This is a genomic window from Nonomuraea sp. NPDC050202, from assembly GCF_040656115.1.
GTDB lineage: Bacteria > Actinomycetota > Actinomycetes > Streptosporangiales > Streptosporangiaceae > Nonomuraea.
The window spans coordinates 1-15,599 of the sequence record NZ_JBFALF010000082.1; the positions used below are offsets into that span (position 1 = coordinate 1).

Genomic DNA, 15,599 nt, shown 5'->3' on the forward strand with positions numbered 1-15,599 from the left:
CTGGCCGTTCTCCAGGTGTTGTTAGCCACCTGGAGTGGACGCTGTCCCACCTGCCATCAGCGCCCACCCTAACGAACTAACAAAGTACTACTAGGCGCTCGGCGACGCGCTTGGCCTCCATCGCCTGCTCACGCTCACGCTCGGCGGCGGCCGCCGCCCGCACGGCGCGGTCACGCTCGGCTTCTGCCGCCGCCGCGGTGGTGTGCGCGGCGGCCGCCGCAGTCTCGGCGGCGCGGACGCGGGCCAGCGCGCCCTCGCGTACGGCACCCAGGGCCTCGGCGTGGGCCTGCAGGGCTTGCTGCAGCTCATCCAGGCCGGCGCTGAGCGTGCCGGTGGCCGTCAGCACCGGCGCGGCCGCGGCGTCGAACAGGTCCAACGCTCCGTCGACACCGGCGGCGTGCGCGGCCCGGCGCTCTTCCTGGGCCTTCTGCTTGCAGGTCTTGCCGTCGTCCCAGACGCGGTCCGGAGGGCCGCAGTACTCGCGGGGGCGGCCGGAGCCGGTGTAGACCACGCGGCCGCTCGCACTTGCTGTAGCCGCAGGCCCTACGGGCCCCGCCAGCGTCGTGCAGCGCCCAGTGCGGCCTGACGCTTCCTCTCCCACCAGGGTCCGCGAGACCTCCGTCCGTCCGCGCGCGGGGCGGGGCCTGCGGCGGGGAGAGTGGTACATGACCCGTCGCGCGCGAGGCGCGTAAGCCTGTCCGCGCGGCCCGCCAGCATCGTCTTTCGGCGAGCGCCCCGCGTGTGCTGAGGTGGCCGCATGACCCCCGCCAACGCCGCCGCCCGGCTGGCAACCGCAGGAATGATTGTGTTGACGCTGGCGATGGCCTGGACCAGCGTCGAAATTCAAGGCATCGCCGCAGATGGGTCCGCCCCTTGGACGCGCGCATGGGTAACCGGGTGGCTGATCGGACCGGCGATGTCGCTGCTCGTCCTGGCCGTGTTCGGCGCCCGCGTCTACCTGATCACGCGCGGTCAGCCGACCCGCTCGCCGACGCTGATACGGACCGAGCGGATCTTCCTCGCGGTGATGCTCGTGCTGTGCGGCTGGCCCCACCTGCCCTGGGTCGCCGACACATTCAGCCTCTGGGCGCTGATGCTGCACGTCCTGGCGCCGGTCGTCGCGATCGCCGTCGTGGTCAGCCTGCCGGTGATCCTCACCACCGGGTGGATGGACGACGGGCTCAACGAGCGCGGCGGCGCTGCCTGAGCGCGATCTCGTCGTCGTCCCTGACGCCCAGGCCCGGCCTGCCCTCCCTTACCGCGGCCCTCGACGATGGAGCCCGGGGCTTCCTGCACCACGGGGGCAGCGGCTATGGCTTGTTCCGCGGGCCGTGGCTGGCGTGCAGGGCCGTGAGGATGGCCTGCTGCACACTGTGGTGGACGGTCAGCACGGGTGTGGCACCGGTGGCATTCAGCACGCGGGCGGGTGATTCCTGCAGGGCGGCCAGATGCAGGTCGCCGCCGTGCCTGCGGACCAGGGCGCGGACGTTGAGCAGCACGCGCAGGCCGGCCTGGCCCACGAACGGCACCTCGCTCAGGTCGAGCACCACGTGGTCGCCGGGCCGGCGGCGGGTGCGGGTGATGAAGGCGTCGAGCTGGTCGGCGTTGGCGGCTTCCAGGTCGCCGGCCACCGAGATCACAGTGACGCCGGGCATGTGCTGGCAGGCGAACGTGGGCGGGCTCATCGCGGCTTTCCGGCAGCGGGTGGACCTTCTGGCGGGATGGGAACGGTCGACGGCGGCCACGGGGTCAATCCTGGACGCGCGTCAGGAACGTCATGACGGCCACGGCGAGGCTGACGAAGCCGGCGAAGCCGGCCAGCACGGCCAGCGGTGCGGGGGTGCCGCCGAGCCAGGCCAGGCCGCCGCCGGCGAAGGCGACGATGAGACCGGCGGTGACGATCACGGCCATCCAGAGTCCCCGGGTGTTGTTCATGGCGTTCCTCACGGCGTTGTGAAGGGGGGCAAGGTCATCGGGCGCGCCGTCCCGTGATGCACGCATGCGGGACGGCGACGATGACCTTGCCTGCTCTCGGCGTGCCGTCACCAGCGGTTCAAACAGGGTCGAACGATGTCGATGCGGCACGCCAGACGCCAGTGCGAACGGGAACGAAGCCGAACGCCTCCCGGGCGGCCTGGTGCCGGAGTCGGAAGGACGTTCGGCTTCGTTCGGTTTCCTTCGATGCTCGTCGAGATCCACCTGAACCTGCCGGTACGGGCATGGCCTGCCGTTCTGCAGACCATGTCGAACAACCTCGAATGGGTGATCGGCAGGCGGCTTGCCCCGTATCGGTGGCAACATGACTGCCGTCACGATTCGTAGATCCCTCTAATCACGGCGTGACTCCCCCCCATCAAAGATCACGAATCGACCAAGTGATGACCCAAGAGCAAAGCGCCTCACATCGCGCTTTCATCGACCAGCTCAATGAGCTGAGGGACCAGGCCGGCAAGCCGCCCCTGTCCCAGCTGCGCAAGTTGTCTCGCAATCCGCTGCCCAACGGCAGGGAGGGGCGCGAGCTCGCCGCCAGCACCACCCAGGAGATCCTCAGCGGCAAACGGCGTCGTCTGCCTCCGTGGAGCTGGGTGGTCTCCTACGTCGCGGCATGCCATGAGGCGGCCCGGGACGGGAACTTGGACCTCGGCCCCATGGACATGGAGATCTGGAGGACCCGCTTGCTCCACGCCCGGCAGGGTGACCGGCCGCTCACCGCCCCGGACGGTCGAGCCGCCGTCCTTCCTGCCTTGGCCGGCCCCGCCACGATGCTGTCTGCTGATCGGCTGACCGCCGATGAGATCATCCAGTGCTACCTCGACATCCACGGCCGTGTCGCCGCTCGGCTGACCCGCACCGCAGGGCCCTGAACGGCGACGCTGACGCCTGCTTTCACCTGGCGCTGTTCACCCTGCTGCGCGGCTGGGGCCACGACGGCATGGGCTGGCTCCGCCGTGCCGTCGACGCCGGCCACGAAGCCGCGCGAGCACTGCAGGACGCCGACGACCTGCGCCTGCAGGCCGCCGACGTCGCCTACCAGCACGGCTGCGACCTGGAGGCGGGCGGCCCCGCCAGAGCCGGCATCGCCCGCTGCTTCTACCAGCTCGCCGCCGAAACCGGTCACCCCGAGGCCATCGCGAAGATCACCAGCACGGCCGCGCCGCCCACAGAACCGCCGGGCACCTCCCCGGCTGCCCCTGCCTCCGACGACTCCTTCACCGAGCACCTTCCATCAGCTCTGGACGACATCTGCGCCGAGCACTTGTCCTGCCGGTTCGGCGTGCCGTGGCAGCAGGTGCCGCCCGTGATCGAGCCGGTGCCGGAACAACCAGGTCCTGCCAGCGCACCACCCGCTTCCAGCGGACTGATGCCTAATCCCGTCGCTGCTGCACAGGCTCGGTACGGGCCGGCCTGGCAGTCCGTGATGGACCTGGCCGTGGCCATCAGAACGGCGCAAGCCGAGGCACAAGCCGTGGAGGAACAGGAGACCGGCGCCGCGTCCGACGACGCCACCGGCTCGGGCGAGGACGTTCCGGCCTTGCTCGTGGAGATCGAGCAACACCCCTTCCCCGTCTGGCCAGACAGTCCGCAGCTGCAGGAGTGGCCCACGCCGCCGCCAAGCGCCCCTGGGTGACCAGGCGTTGGCGTGGTCACAGGGCCGTACGCCCGGGCAACCGATCCAGCGGCATGGAGCTCCTATGGCTGCGGCGGGGGAGGACATGATTGCGATGCTGAACTGTGCGCTACGCCGACTCACTCTGGAGCGTCAGCACGGCCCCGTCTGCCAGCGCACCCGGGCCCACCGTCAGCCAACGTGCCTTAGAGCCTGCTGACAAAGGGATTTGGTGTTGGGGCTCGGGTCAGAAGAGCGCCGTGCTGTGGTCATGATTGGGCTGTTGACCCGTGAACGCGAGCGGGCTCCCGGTAGCTGAGGTGTTGTCTAAGCAGCTCAGCGGCCAGGAGCCCGTAGTTGTCTGTCTACACGCCCGTGGCCGTGAACGCCAGCGGTTGCGCCTCACCGGGGTGCGGATGTCGCGGCCGGAAACCGGCATATCCGTCGGATCTGACCGATGCCGAGTGGTTGGTGCTGGAGGGCGAGGCGCGGGGCGTGATGGCCGAGCTGGTCGCGGTCGCGGGCCGGCCGATGGTGCACGACCTGCGAGCTGTGCTGGACGGGATCGGCTATGTGACCCGGTACGGGATCGAGTGGCGGGCCCTGCCGGTCGACTTCCCGCCGCACGAGGCGGTGTATGCGTTCTTCCTGCGCTGGTCGCGGCGTGGTCTGCCGGAACAGCTGGCCGCGCGGCTGCGCGGGCGGCTGCGTGTCCTGGCCGGCCGGCGTGAGCTGCCGACGGCTGGGTGTGTCGACTCCCAGACCGTCCGGGCGGCCGAGACCGTCGGGGCGGCGGCCTGCGGGTACGACGCGGGCAAGAAGCTGAAGGGGCAGAAACGGCACGTCGTGGTAGACACCCTCGGGCTGCTGTTGTGCGTGATCGTCACCGCCGCGTCCGTGCAGGACCGCGACGGCGCGCATCCGGTCCTGGCGCTGCTGCGCGAGAAGTTCTCCACCATCGGCCTGGTCTGGGCCGACGGCGGCTACGCCGGACGGCTGCAGGTCTGGGCCCGGCAGGTCCTCGGCCTGGCGGTCACGATCGTCAAGCGCAGCGACGACCTGCGCGGCTTCGTGGTGCTGCCGCCGGTGGGTGGTGGAAAGAACGTTCGCCTGGCTGGTCCGCTACCGCCGCCTGGCGCGGATCTACGAACGCAAGCCTGCCCATCACGAGGCCATGATCTGGTGGGCCACCGTGCACCAGATGACCCGCCGCCTGACACGCGAGCTGGCAGGCCTGCCATCCCCAAGCCGCTGGAGCGGCCCGCCGCCGCTACCGGTCTTGTCCAGCCCCGACCGGCGCGGCAAGGTCCTGCAACTGCTGGCCGCTCAGCCGTGGCGAGTCTGGCGAGGCAGCGAGCTGGCCGCCATCCTCAAGATCGAGAACGTCAACAGCTTCCGCGTTCAGCTATCCCAATGGTCCCACCAGGGCTACATCAACAAGCTCGGACCGGCTCTCTACGGGCCCACGCCCGCCAGCACTTAAGCCTTTGTCAGCAGGCTCTTAGGGATGTCTCTGCACCGCTTCGAGGCTGACAACCATGCCCCTGTGTGATCCTCTCACTACACACCTATGTCGCGAGAGGGCGCCCTTTCGAAAATTGGTATTTCCACAAATGGAAGCGAGGCTGAAAGGCTCGACACAGGTGGATAGATGTGGTCTTCTCTCTTTCAGAGATCTCTGTTGTGGGGAGTCGACTCGCCGCCCGATTCCATCCTGAGGCAGCGAGCTGGTGTTCTACGCCCCATGAAATGACGGTGCTCGATAATCCGTACGCTATGCCGCACGCTCGCCGCGGTAGACATCCGCGAGGCATAAATAAGTAGGAGATTCTTATGACAGCCGGATCTCGCCTGCGCTTGATTCTCGCCTTCGACGCTTCCTGTATGCGCTGCAATGAGCTTGCCGAAGCGACCAGAGATGCGGCTAAGGGAAAAATCGAGATACGCCCGCTTGCAGACCCGGAAGTCCAGCAATGGCGATCGCAGGCCATTGGGGCACTCGCCCCGTGGGCACCCACGCTCATCCGCATTAACGGAGACAGCATCAGTGCCTGGACCGGCCGAGCGCTCGGAGTCCGCCTGTTCGGCCAACTCGGTCTACGTTCTACCATCGCCCTGTTCCGAGCCCTTGCCGATCTGAGGCAGCGCCAAAGGGGGATAGAACCTCGCGAGCAGGGTCGCAGCCGCAGAACATTCCTCAAGGTTGGTGCTGGGCTGTAGTAGCTTTCGGCATCGTTGTGAGTGGGAGGACACCAGCGCTGGCGGACGACTACAACAAGGTTCGCGCTTGGGTGCAGGCCAACAAGGATCAGCTCCCGAAGATGTATCCCGAGTTCTCCAAACTCAGCATGCCCTATCGTCAAGCGGTGTATCAGGAGCTGACCGCGTCGGATAAGGCGCATCTGTGGGATGAGCACTTCAAGGCCTATCTCCGCACTCGCCCGCAACTGTCAAGCGCCCAGCAGCAAGTCGTCGCTGAGGCCCAATCGCTGGCGAGGGATGCGACTGTCCATGATCCCGCGAAGGTAACCACGCCAGAACTGCAGGCAAGACTAAGCCACCTGACAAGTGCATCAATCGCCGAGTTTGGGAAGGACGAGGCTGGCGCTGTCTTCGCCACGCTAGGGCCGTCCGAGCTCGCCGCCCCTATCATTCAATGCCATTGCAACACCACATTCGACTTCTGCGGTGGTGGCGGTAAGTGCTATGAGCCGCCTACGGTCGATTGCCGCTACGTTACTGCAGGGTGCGGCCCTCTCTGGGTCACACCGTGCAACGGTGGCTGTCTGTACTGGTGATCATCAATGGCGCCCATGGGATACCCTTAAGGGCTGCTGCGCTGCGAATTAGCTGAAGGTCTGCTTGCCCAGGCCCGGAGCCCCTCGTCGATGTCGCGCAGCGGGCGGCCCGTCGCATGCCGCAGACCCGGCGTCTTTCCACCACCGAAGCTCCGATCTTGACGCCTTTCCAAATCCCCGATTCTGGGCGAACATGACGGCATGGCGAATCACGGAGCTTGGGCGGGCGACGTACCAGAGCCGAGTGAGGACGATGCGCAGTGCTACGCCTGGGTGCAGGCCAACAAGCACAACCTGCCACACACCTATGCTGACTTCAGCAGATTTAGCATCGCTTACCGTCGAGCGATTTACCAGGAGCTCCCTCCAGCAGTGAGGTCACGTTTATGGACAGAGCAAATCACGCAATATCTCAGCGCTCACCCAGGCCTCTCAACTCAACAGAGACAGGTTCTAGCGGATGCGCAGGTGATTGTCGGGGATGAGGCAGTCCATCGCCCGGACAGCATGGAGGCGGCAGTCATCCGAGACAAGGTCATGGATCTCCACCAAAGAGCTGTGGAGGCATTCGGGCATGATCAAGCGCACGATCTGCTCTCCACCCTTGGGCCGTCTGAACCCTCGGGTTCGTGCCGCCTGCGCAGGAGCTAAAGTCCTCACAACCGATCTGCCCCTTCGAAAGCATCGCCACCGGGAGCGTCACGCTGCCCTCGCGCACCGTGCACGTTGGGAGTCGCACCTGCCCCGCGTGCTCACGTAGACCGACAGTTCTCCGACACTTTGAGTGATCACGGGGTGGCGCTTGGCGGGCGTATGATCGGGGCCCCTTTCTAGGGTGTGGAGCCATCCCCGGAGCGGAGCACGTCGGCGAACGGATCGTCGTCGGCAGGCGGCAGCGCACCACTCATGGTGAACTCTCGGATCATCTCCAGCGCCTCCCGCATCCCCACGACCGACTCGACCAGGTCCCGCTGCAGGGGTCGGTCCGAGGCCAGCCTGGTGTGCCGGAATGCCGCCCCGACGGCCTTGTCGTACTGGCGCCTGGCCTGGTCGGCCTTGGGGTCGTGGTGGTGCTCGAGCATTCCGCACACCGCGGCCCGCAGCGCCATCCGCCGGACGAACCACTGGACATCGACCGGGCTCGGATCGATGAGATTCAGCCGCACGAGAACGCGGGTGAGCTTGCTCATGCGCCCTGCCCTTCGACCGTGGCCGCGCTCACCACGTCGACCGAACGGCGCACCGCCGCCAGCGCGTCGGCCAGGTGCTCACGTTCGCCGGATTCGAGCGCGGCTTCGCCGAGCTGGTGCGCCAGCAGGTCCAGGTGCGTGGCGAAGCGCCAGCAGGCACGGCCCTCCACTCGGGTTGACGCGATGAGCCCCAAAGTAGAAGCGTTACCGCAGGCCGCGAGCGGTCTGATCACGATTTGGGGCATTCGCCTCGGCAACAGCGGTACGGCGGGATGGAATGGGTCATGAGTCTCCTCCCCCGCTCTCCCCAGCCGTCCACCCGCCCACCCGAGCTGCGATCGCCACGCTCGATGTGGTGGTGGGTGCTCCCGACCGCGCTGCTGATCGGCGCAGCGGCGTGGGCCACCACCGAGTGGCTGCTGCAGGACCTGGACAAGCTGCCCATCGCCGAGCAGATTTCAGCCCGGATCGCGGCGGCCCGGACCGCGCTGGCGGCCGCGGCCGGCGTCGGCGCCGCGGTGACGCTGATGCTCGCCGTCCGGCGGCAGCGCCACCAGGAGCTGGCCACCGCGCACACCACGCACGACGCCGCCGAGCGTCGGGTGACCGAGCTGTACACCAAAGCCGCCGACCAACTCGGCAACGACCAGGCACCGGTCCGGCTGGCCGGCCTGTACGCCCTAGAACGCCTGGCCCAGGACACCCCGGCCCTGCGCCAGACCATCGTGAATGTGATCTGTTCCTACCTGCGCATGCCTTACCAACTACCGCAGGACGATCGCCAGGATCTCGATCCTGGCGTGCCTCGTGCGGCCATCGGCGGCGTGGCGGATCGATCCTCACCCAGCATCAAGCGCGATCCTCAGGAGGAACACGAGGTTCGCCTGACGGCTCAGCGCATTGTCACCGCCCATCTCCGCTACGACGACTCCCCAGCCCCACGCCGCTGGTGGCCAGCGGGTCACATCGATCCCAACCCGCGCCACTGGCCCGACATCCGTCTCGACCTCACCGGTGCCGTCCTCATCGACTTCAGCCTCAGCGCCTGTCGTGTCGGCAATGTCGACTTTCAGGACGCGGCATTCTCCGGCGACGCCACATTCGGTGGGGTGTTCTTCTCCCGCGACGCCCGGTTCGATGGGGCGTCCTTTTCCGGTCTTGCCGTGTTTGACGAGGCAGTCTTCTGTGGCTGCGCTGGGTTCCGCGCGGCGACCTTCTCCAGCAACACCCGGTTCCGCAAAGTGGCCTTCTCCGGCGACACCGAGTTTGGCGGGGCGGTCTTCTCCAGTGGCGCCTTGTTCGACAAGGCGACCTTCGCCAGTGGCGCCGGGTTCAACGGGGCGACAGGGCTGGAGGCAGCGAGTCTGATCGGCGTGCGCCTGGCGCCGGTGGCCGAGGGCGTACGGCGGGAGTGGCCTAGCGCCTGGCAGGTGGCGTCGGGACTGGACGGGTGGGAGACGCTGCGTCTGGCCGCGGCGCCGGACGGCGGCCAGGCGGTGGAAGACGGTCCGGACGCAGCGGCGGGCGGTTGACATAATCCCGCCATGTTCGCGCCCAGAACCGCCGGGACGCGGTGCTCCGCCAGTACCGTACCCCTTACTTTGGGGCTCATCGCGCTGACCCGAGTGGAGGGCCTAGAAAGCCCAGAGTTCACGCGAACTGAAGGTTCTTCAGCGGGAACTCACGTGAGTTCGGCATCTCAAGGCCTGTTCGCCTCGCGGGTTCGGCGCATTGAACGTTGCGAAAAGTGTCAGCGGAGAGCGGCTTCGAGCGCCTCCGGCAGAGCAGTGTCGGTGATGACCAGGTCGTCGCCCAGATTGAGGATGCGCACCTCTCCGTGATCGAGTTCGAGTCGGAGGCCGATCTCGGTCTCGATCCGGTGGTCGATGATGCGGTGAACGGCTCGGATCGACTGGCCGATGAATCGGCTCATCAGAAAGTCCTCTGTGGCGGGACCGACGGTGACCTGGCCGTACTCGTCCATGTCATAGGAGTTGTGTGGTTGATCGAGCGTCAGCTCGAGTGAGGCGTCGGGGGCGGTGTGAACGCGGACCGGGCCGAGATCGCTCATGTGTAACCACATGTGCACCAGTGAGGCTTGATCGTCGCTGGTGTGGGCGTGCCAGGACACCGTCACCTGGAGCAGCCTTCGGCTGACGAGCTCATCACCGGAGATCATGACGCCTATGGTGTCACGGTGGTTCGGGCGTTTCCGCAGTGGTCTGCAGGAGGTGGCGGGCGGCGTTGGCGTAGCGGATGGCGGTCTTGTCGTCGATGCCGAACATGGTGGCCAAATGTAGGGGATCGGGGCCGCGGGTCAGAACCTCTTCGAGTTGGCGGTCGATGCGAAGGCGTTCCAGGGTGGCGGTCAGGCCCCGGACGGCGTTGGTGACCCAGAGCTTGCCCACCGGGGAGTTCGCCATCGCGGAGTGCTGAGTGAGCAGCAGGTGGGGGTTGGCGGTGTTCGGCCAGCGGCTGCGCCGGTAGCCCAGCCAGGCGAGGAGTGCTCGACGGGTGAGCTCGTCGAGGGGCCGAGGGTGACCGCCGATGGTGATGCGATGGTTGCCCAGGTCGATGTCGTCGAGCCGCAGGTCGCGAATCATCTTGGGCCGCGCCGCGTGGATGGCAGCCAGGGCGAGAATGAGGCGGATCGCCGGGGTCGTCGCGGCGGCGACGGCGCGGTCGATCTCGCCGGAGGCGAGGGGGAGGATCACCTTGTCCGGCCGGCGGGCGATGCGGATGCGGAGGGTGGGGTCGCGAAAGATCCGTCCGGTTTTCCTGCAAAAGCGCATGAGCGAGCGCAGCGCCACGATGGTGTTCTCCCGTTTGGCGCCCTGCAGGGTGTCCTTGATGGCCACGATGTCGTCGCGGGTGACCTCGCGAAGGTGATCGTAGGTGCCTGACCAGGCGAGCAGGACGGGCTGGATCTCGGTGAGGTAGCATCCAGACGGTCTGGATGCTGCGCGCTCGCTGGCGCGGCCCGCCCTCGTGCAGGAGGTGGGCCCATGCCTCGACGTCGGCGGCGATGCCGGGAGCGAGGCCGCTCAGCTTGCCGGCCAGCCAGCGGTCGAAGGCGGGGACACGGTCGTCGTCGAGCAGGCCGATGCGGGCGAGCACCTCCATGGTGCGTCCGATGCTGAGGCCGTGATGACGCAGCGCAGGAAACAGCTCCGAGAAGCGGATCATGTCGTCGGCAGTGTGGGTGGACAGCAGCACGACCAGGGCCCGGTCGACATCACTGATGACCCGCCGGGTCCAGCCCCGAGCCTCGGCAAGAGTAACCGCCGCCGCGCGGGCCGCGCGCAAGGCCGGATTGGTCGGGTCGGCGTGCCGGCGTCGGTTGAATCTGGTGTAGTCGCGATGCGATGCGATGGGCAGCCGTAGCTGAGTCCAGCAGACAGGTGCGGTTACTGGTTCAGCAGGCGGCGGTTGAGGACGGAGGCGTCGGCGTCCCTGCCGTCCGATGCGCGGCCCGGGGCCTTGGGATCGCTGCCGGTGCATATTGCTGAGGAACAGTTGCTGGCAGGTGAGCCTGCATAGGAACGGTTCCAGCACGGTGACCTGGTCTTTGGCCTCCAGGCTGGCTTGTAGCCAGCACAGCCGGCAGTACCCCTTCTTGATCGGGACTGCTCGGTGGCAGCTTGCGCACTCGCCGACCGGGTGGAGCTGGCCGAAGGTGTAGCAGGCGCGGCAGTATCGGCCCGGGAGCACGCCCCAGGCATAGCAGCCCACGCAGGTCGCGGCCGGTTTGGTCGGGGAGATGACGCCCATCAGGCAGGTGGCAGCGACCGTCCGTCCCGACGCTTGGGCGTCACCACAGGGGTCTCGCCCACCGCTGTGACGCGGGCCTGGCCGCTTTCGGCAGGAGCGGGCACGAGCTCCGGTTCGGGGATCAGCAGCTCTGCGATGCCGCAGCCGAGCACAGCGCAGATGACGTCCAGATCCTCCAGCTTGACGCTGGCCGGATGGCCCGACCACAGGCCGGACATCTTCCCGGCGCTGATCACCATGCCGCGTTCGGCGAGCAGACGCTGCAGCTCGCTGGCCTTCCAGACGCCGCGGTTGGCGGCGGCCAGGCGCAGGTTCCACTTCATGGGATCAATCCCTTCAACCGGTCGGCGGCTCGTTGCTGCCCGGCGAGCCAGGCCTCTTGGCCTTCGGGGAGGATCGGACCGAATTTTGGCGCTACGCGATAGGGACTTGTATCCGGTACCTACGTACAGGTTCACCGTCGAGGTATGACACACAACGTTGCCTTTGACCTGGGGTGGCCACTTTCGGCTTGCACGCTGCCGACCGCCGAGCAGTCGCTGGTCGTGGCCGAGTTCGATGCCTTGTTCGTCGAGGCGGTGCAGCGCGTGACGCGGCCCGAACACCCGGCTGCGGCTGGAGCTAGGGTGCCGAGGTCAATGCTTCTGGCCGGGTTATTGGCGGGAGAGCGCGCGAGTGAGGCCTGCCACGATGGTGGTTGCAAGGATCCACCCCGCAGTGATCATCGCGGCGGCGAGCCATTGCTGTAAGCCGCGCGGGCCGAAGGCTGTCTCCTGTCCGAAGCTGATGATCGGGAGGAGAAGGTCCAGGGCGTAGAGGAAGGCGTTGAAGGGGGGCGCCTCGCCTGGTTTGAAGGCCGGTGGCTGGTGGACGGTGAAAACGACCGTGCCAAGGAGGAGAAGGGCTGCGAGCAAGAACGCGGCGCGGAATGGGCGGTAGCCGTACCCAACGGTCCAGTCTTGCAGGTACCCCCATAGCCGTGCCCCGAGCCGTTGCCCGCTGCGACGGCGACGCTGTTTGGCCAGCAGCACGTCCCGAGCGGCCTCATCGTGGCCATGCCTGCGGTAGACCGTGGCCAACTGCTCATACGGTTGGGGCTGGTAGGCCTCCTTGGCCAGCCAGTCAAGGCGCTCCTGGACAGGCAGGGGAGCCTCCAGGCTGTCGTAGGTGAAGCCATTCATCAGCAAGTGGGCGGGCCACTGGCCGGGAACGTCATCGAGCACGCCGACTCGGGCGTGGCGAAGGTCGACGGTGCCCAGCAGTACGGTCTGGGGCCCGATCTTCAGCGAAGCCGCTTCGACGCCACGTAGGTGCAGCTCGCCGTCGATGGTGCTCTCCGCAAAGCACAGTGTGGCGGCGATCCGGGAATTTCTGATTGAGAGGGCTCCCTCGGCCGTGAAGCCTTCGCAGCAGTCGATGCCACCGCCGGCGTTCACCTCCCACAGGGACAAAACCCGACCACCGGGGTTGCTGAGGGCTGCGCCGTGAAAGTCCACGCTGCCCTCGACTCTGGCGCTGCTGAGCACGATCTCCCCGTCGGCGCTGAAGTCCTTGCTACAGCTGAGCCTGCCGGTGACCCCCAGCCGCCGCAGTGAAAGCGCCGTCGCACCCGGGTTGGACAGCTTCCCCCCATCGACATTGACCGATCCGTGGACCTGGGTGGAGTCCAGGAAGACCTCTCCGGTCGCCACGAAGCCCGGCGTGGCTCGCAGCCCGCTGCCGATCTCCATCAGCGGCGCGTTCAGCGCGCGTCCTCCCGGATTGACCAGACTCGCCAGCGCGAAGGAGAGCGAACCGGCGATGTGAGCGCCACGCAATAGGACTTCGCCCTCGGCTGTGAAGCTCTCATTGACGAGCAGCCCGCCCTCGATGGTGAGCCTTTCCGCGTTCAGGGCGATGCCATCGGGGTTGGACAGCCGGGCTCCGCTGAAGGCGCATCTGCGTCCCACCCGGGCGTCCTGCACGCTCAGCTCGCCGTAGGAGTGGAAGCCGTGACCACACGACAACCCGCCGTCGATGACGATCCCCTCGGCGGTGAGACTGCAGCCGCCTGACCGCCCGACCCGCGCGCCGTCCAGGGTCATCATCCCGCCGATCCTGGCGCCCACGATGTGTAACTCACCGTCGACGACGGCGTTCGCACACAGAAGATCACGATCGACGATCAGTCCGTCGGCCTGGACGGCCAGATCTGCGTGGATCACCGTGCCGCTGAGATTCATCGTCCCGGACACGTGGGCTCCACCGAGCTGTACCGGACCATCAATCACGCAGTCTTCAAGGCGCAGGCCCCCGCCGATCACGGCATCTGCAGCATTCAGTCCGGGCAACCGGGAGGCGGCGAGGTCGACCACGCCGGTGTGGGCTCCGGTGAAGACCGGCGCTTCCTCGAAATCACACTTGGTCAAGATCAGAGGGTGTTGAACCTCGGCGTACGACAGGTCCAACCGGCCGGTGATCAGGGCTCCGGACAGGTGCATGCCAGGCGTTTGACCTGCAAGGTGTTCCCGGGCGCCGAGCAGCATTTTTGTGATGACCGCAGCCCGAACAGGCGTGCCAGGAAGATCCACAGGACGCGATGTGGGAAACGCCTCCCAGAGGGCGCGTTCCGGCTCTAACAGATCCTCGATGATCACAGGGCGCTCCAGGAACGTCGCACGCGTCGGTAAGGAGATGCTCCAAGGTCACCACCGGCTTTGCAACCGTCAGGCCCGCCCGTCCCTTATGTCACATGCGCGATTCGCAGAAATGAGGAGTTCTGACACGCCGCGCCGACCCGCCGGACGGTGTGTCGGCTCTCGAAGTCGTGCTCACTGACGTCCAGGGGTTATAGGGCCAGTTGCAGAGGACTTCGGAAACCCCTGATTCCTGTACTCCTCTTCACTATCGTCGGCCTTGTCTGAACTCGTGTTCACTACGGTGAGGTCGGCATGGTCGACGACGTGGCGGATGTGGCGGAGCTGGGTGTGCTGACGGCTTCGGCGGCGGAATGGTCGGTGGCTGTCCGCCGGGCGGAGTGATCGGCCGACTGGCGTGGGAGCCGCAAGTCCGCATCGCGGAAGCGGATGAGGCGGCCACGCAGCTGGGCATCTCTCGCCGCCAGGTCTATGAATTGCTGAAGCGTTGGCGGGCGGGTTCGCAGGTCGCGTCTAATCTGCTTCCGCGCCGCTCGAGTGGTGGCCGTGGGCGTGGTCGGCTGCCGGAGGAGGTCGAGGCGCTGCTGCTGGAGGTGATCCGGTCGCGGTATCTGACCAGGCAGCGTCGGACGGTGAGCGCGGTCTATGCGGAGGTCGTCCGGCAGTGCCGGATCCGGGGATTGGCGGTGCCGTCGCGGGGGACGTTGGAGCGGCGGATCGGCCGGCTGGATCCGGTGGCCTCGGTCACGGCCCGGCAGGGCGCGGACGCCGCTCGGGCGCTGCGGTCGGCGGGTGGAGGTGACGGTGGCGATCGACGTGACCAGCCGCTGCGTGGTAGGTCTGGTGGTCACGCTGGAGGCGCCGTCGGCGTTGTCGGTGGGATTGTGCCTGGCACATATGGCGACCGACAAGCGTCCGTGGCTGGAGCGGCTCGGGGTCGAGGCGGCCTGGCCGATGAGCGGTAAGCCGCGCGAGATTTTCACCGACAACGCCGCGGAGTTCACGAGCGAGGCGTTACAGCGGGGCTGTGACCAGCACGGGATCAAGCAGAGTTATCGGCCGCCGGGGCAGCCGCACTTCGGCGGGATCATCGAGCGGCTCATCGGCACGATGATGGAGATGGTGCACGAGCTGCCGGGCACCACGTTCTCCAACCCCCCCGAGCGCGGCGGGTACGACAGCCAGGCCAGCGCGGTGCTGACGCTGGCGGAGCTGAACAAGTGGCTGGCGCTGGCGGTCACGGTCTACCACGGCCAGGTGCACGGCACGCTGAAGCAGACGCCGGCCGGGCGGTGGGAACAAGGCGTCGCAGAGAGCGGCCGTCCCGCGACGGTGTCGAGCGAGACGGCGTTCCTGGTCGACTTCTTGCCGGTGGAGCGGCGCACGCTGACCCGCACGGGTTTCACGCTCGATCACGTTCAGTACTACTGCGACGCCCTTAGGGAGTGTCTGACAATTCGGCTTGCCGGAGCCAGAGCATGAGCGAGGCGATGGTGACACCTGCCAGGTAGCGGCTGGCCAGCTTGTCGAAGCGGGTGGCGATGGCGCGCCATTGCTTGAGTTTGCCGATGCAGCGCTCGACCAGGTTGCGTTGCTT

General features: G+C 67.2%; 17 protein-coding genes and 3 pseudogenes. 10 read left to right on the forward strand and 10 right to left on the reverse strand.

All coding sequences use genetic code 11. The features are described from left to right. Positions 1 to 76: 76 nt before the first annotated feature. On the reverse strand, positions 77 to 511 hold the full coding sequence (locus AB0I79_RS62105; RefSeq protein ID WP_357895754.1) for a hypothetical protein: 435 nt from the start codon (positions 509 to 511) through the stop codon (positions 77 to 79). A gap of 246 nt (positions 512 to 757) precedes the next feature. Here AB0I79_RS62105 and AB0I79_RS62110 point away from each other — a divergent pair, with 246 nt between their 5' ends. After that, positions 758 to 1,207 (forward strand): hypothetical protein, encoded by a 450-nt coding sequence (locus AB0I79_RS62110; protein WP_357895757.1) that lies wholly within the window; start codon positions 758 to 760, stop codon positions 1,205 to 1,207. Positions 1,208 to 1,310: 103 nt separating this feature from the next. Here AB0I79_RS62110 and AB0I79_RS62115 read toward each other — a convergent pair whose 3' ends face one another. Beyond that, positions 1,311 to 1,745, reverse strand: a complete 435-nt coding sequence (locus AB0I79_RS62115; RefSeq protein WP_357895759.1) for an STAS domain-containing protein — start codon at positions 1,743 to 1,745, stop codon at positions 1,311 to 1,313. Positions 1,746 to 1,749: 4 nt separating this feature from the next. Then, positions 1,750 to 1,935, reverse strand: a complete 186-nt coding sequence (locus AB0I79_RS62120) for a hypothetical protein (RefSeq protein ID WP_357895762.1) — start codon at positions 1,933 to 1,935, stop codon at positions 1,750 to 1,752. 440 nt (positions 1,936 to 2,375) lie between these two features. On the opposite strand from AB0I79_RS62120, the gene AB0I79_RS62125 reads away from it, so the two are divergent. The 6 genes and pseudogenes from AB0I79_RS62125 (at position 2,376) to AB0I79_RS62150 (ending at position 7,056) form a co-directional block, all read left to right on the forward strand. Further along, a complete protein-coding gene (locus AB0I79_RS62125; RefSeq protein ID WP_357895765.1) occupies positions 2,376 to 2,864 on the forward strand; it encodes a hypothetical protein in 489 nt (162 codons plus the stop codon). A 68-nt stretch (positions 2,865 to 2,932) separates the two neighbouring features. Then, the gene (locus AB0I79_RS62130; RefSeq protein ID WP_357895768.1) at positions 2,933 to 3,628 is read left to right on the forward strand and encodes a hypothetical protein; all 696 of its coding nucleotides are present in this window, start codon (positions 2,933 to 2,935) and stop codon (positions 3,626 to 3,628) included. 360 nt (positions 3,629 to 3,988) lie between these two features. Beyond that, a pseudogene (locus tag AB0I79_RS62135) lies at positions 3,989 to 4,654 on the forward strand (IS5 family transposase); the annotation flags it as partial. Between the two features lie 46 nt (positions 4,655 to 4,700). Then, entirely contained in the window at positions 4,701 to 5,090 is a 390-nt protein-coding gene (locus AB0I79_RS62140) for a hypothetical protein (protein ID WP_357895800.1), read from the forward strand. 808 nt (positions 5,091 to 5,898) lie between these two features. After that, entirely contained in the window at positions 5,899 to 6,405 is a 507-nt protein-coding gene (locus tag AB0I79_RS62145) for a bacteriocin fulvocin C-related protein (protein ID WP_357895770.1), read from the forward strand. 201 nt (positions 6,406 to 6,606) lie between these two features. Further along, on the forward strand, positions 6,607 to 7,056 hold the full coding sequence (locus tag AB0I79_RS62150; protein WP_357895773.1) for a bacteriocin fulvocin C-related protein: 450 nt from the start codon (positions 6,607 to 6,609) through the stop codon (positions 7,054 to 7,056). Positions 7,057 to 7,235: 179 nt separating this feature from the next. Here AB0I79_RS62150 and AB0I79_RS62155 read toward each other — a convergent pair whose 3' ends face one another. Continuing rightward, positions 7,236 to 7,595, reverse strand: coding sequence for a hypothetical protein (locus tag AB0I79_RS62155; RefSeq protein WP_357895776.1), 360 nt, complete (start codon positions 7,593 to 7,595; stop codon positions 7,236 to 7,238). Next, positions 7,592 to 7,765, reverse strand: a complete 174-nt coding sequence (locus AB0I79_RS62160; RefSeq protein WP_357895779.1) for a hypothetical protein — start codon at positions 7,763 to 7,765, stop codon at positions 7,592 to 7,594. Before AB0I79_RS62160 ends, AB0I79_RS62155 begins: the two co-directional genes overlap by 4 nt. 192 nt (positions 7,766 to 7,957) lie before the next feature. On the opposite strand from AB0I79_RS62160, the gene AB0I79_RS62165 reads away from it, so the two are divergent. Continuing rightward, positions 7,958 to 9,127, forward strand: a complete 1,170-nt coding sequence (locus tag AB0I79_RS62165; protein WP_357895782.1) for a pentapeptide repeat-containing protein — start codon at positions 7,958 to 7,960, stop codon at positions 9,125 to 9,127. Between the two features lie 218 nt (positions 9,128 to 9,345). Here AB0I79_RS62165 and AB0I79_RS62170 read toward each other — a convergent pair whose 3' ends face one another. The 4 genes from AB0I79_RS62170 to AB0I79_RS62185 form a co-directional block, all read right to left on the reverse strand. Then, complete coding sequence (locus AB0I79_RS62170; protein WP_357895784.1) at positions 9,346 to 9,774, reverse strand: hypothetical protein; 429 nt, start codon at positions 9,772 to 9,774, stop codon at positions 9,346 to 9,348. A gap of 13 nt (positions 9,775 to 9,787) precedes the next feature. Beyond that, a complete protein-coding gene (locus tag AB0I79_RS62175) occupies positions 9,788 to 10,453 on the reverse strand; it encodes a hypothetical protein (protein ID WP_357895787.1) in 666 nt (221 codons plus the stop codon). Between the two features lie 912 nt (positions 10,454 to 11,365). Continuing rightward, complete coding sequence (locus tag AB0I79_RS62180) at positions 11,366 to 11,689, reverse strand: helix-turn-helix transcriptional regulator (RefSeq protein ID WP_357895790.1); 324 nt, start codon at positions 11,687 to 11,689, stop codon at positions 11,366 to 11,368. A 330-nt stretch (positions 11,690 to 12,019) separates the two neighbouring features. Continuing rightward, entirely contained in the window at positions 12,020 to 14,002 is a 1,983-nt protein-coding gene (locus AB0I79_RS62185) for a hypothetical protein (protein ID WP_357895794.1), read from the reverse strand. A gap of 353 nt (positions 14,003 to 14,355) precedes the next feature. On the opposite strand from AB0I79_RS62185, the pseudogene AB0I79_RS62190 reads away from it, so the two are divergent. Together AB0I79_RS62190 and AB0I79_RS62195 are read left to right on the forward strand one after the other, a co-directional pair. Further along, positions 14,356 to 14,721 (forward strand): annotated as a pseudogene (locus tag AB0I79_RS62190) (helix-turn-helix domain-containing protein); the annotation flags it as partial. A gap of 85 nt (positions 14,722 to 14,806) precedes the next feature. Then, positions 14,807 to 15,484 (forward strand): DDE-type integrase/transposase/recombinase, encoded by a 678-nt coding sequence (locus AB0I79_RS62195; RefSeq protein WP_357895797.1) that lies wholly within the window; start codon positions 14,807 to 14,809, stop codon positions 15,482 to 15,484. On the opposite strand, the pseudogene AB0I79_RS62200 reads toward AB0I79_RS62195, so the two are convergent. Beyond that, positions 15,441 to 15,599: pseudogene (locus tag AB0I79_RS62200) on the reverse strand (IS5/IS1182 family transposase); the annotation flags it as partial. The gene AB0I79_RS62195 and the pseudogene AB0I79_RS62200 sit on opposite strands and share 44 nt — an antisense overlap.

Coding starts and splice junctions, on each gene's coding strand:
- AB0I79_RS62110 (WP_357895757.1), top strand. CDS start 758: ATGACCCCCGCCAACGCCGCCGCCCGGCTGGCAACCGCAGGAATGATT.
- AB0I79_RS62120 (WP_357895762.1), bottom strand. CDS start 1,935: ATGAACAACACCCGGGGACTCTGGATGGCCGTGATCGTCACCGCCGGT.
- AB0I79_RS62130 (WP_357895768.1), top strand. CDS start 2,933: ATGGGCTGGCTCCGCCGTGCCGTCGACGCCGGCCACGAAGCCGCGCGA.
- AB0I79_RS62150 (WP_357895773.1), top strand. CDS start 6,607: ATGGCGAATCACGGAGCTTGGGCGGGCGACGTACCAGAGCCGAGTGAG.
- AB0I79_RS62155 (WP_357895776.1), bottom strand. CDS start 7,595: ATGAGCAAGCTCACCCGCGTTCTCGTGCGGCTGAATCTCATCGATCCG.
- AB0I79_RS62170 (WP_357895784.1), bottom strand. CDS start 9,774: ATGATCTCCGGTGATGAGCTCGTCAGCCGAAGGCTGCTCCAGGTGACG.
- AB0I79_RS62180 (WP_357895790.1), bottom strand. CDS start 11,689: ATGAAGTGGAACCTGCGCCTGGCCGCCGCCAACCGCGGCGTCTGGAAG.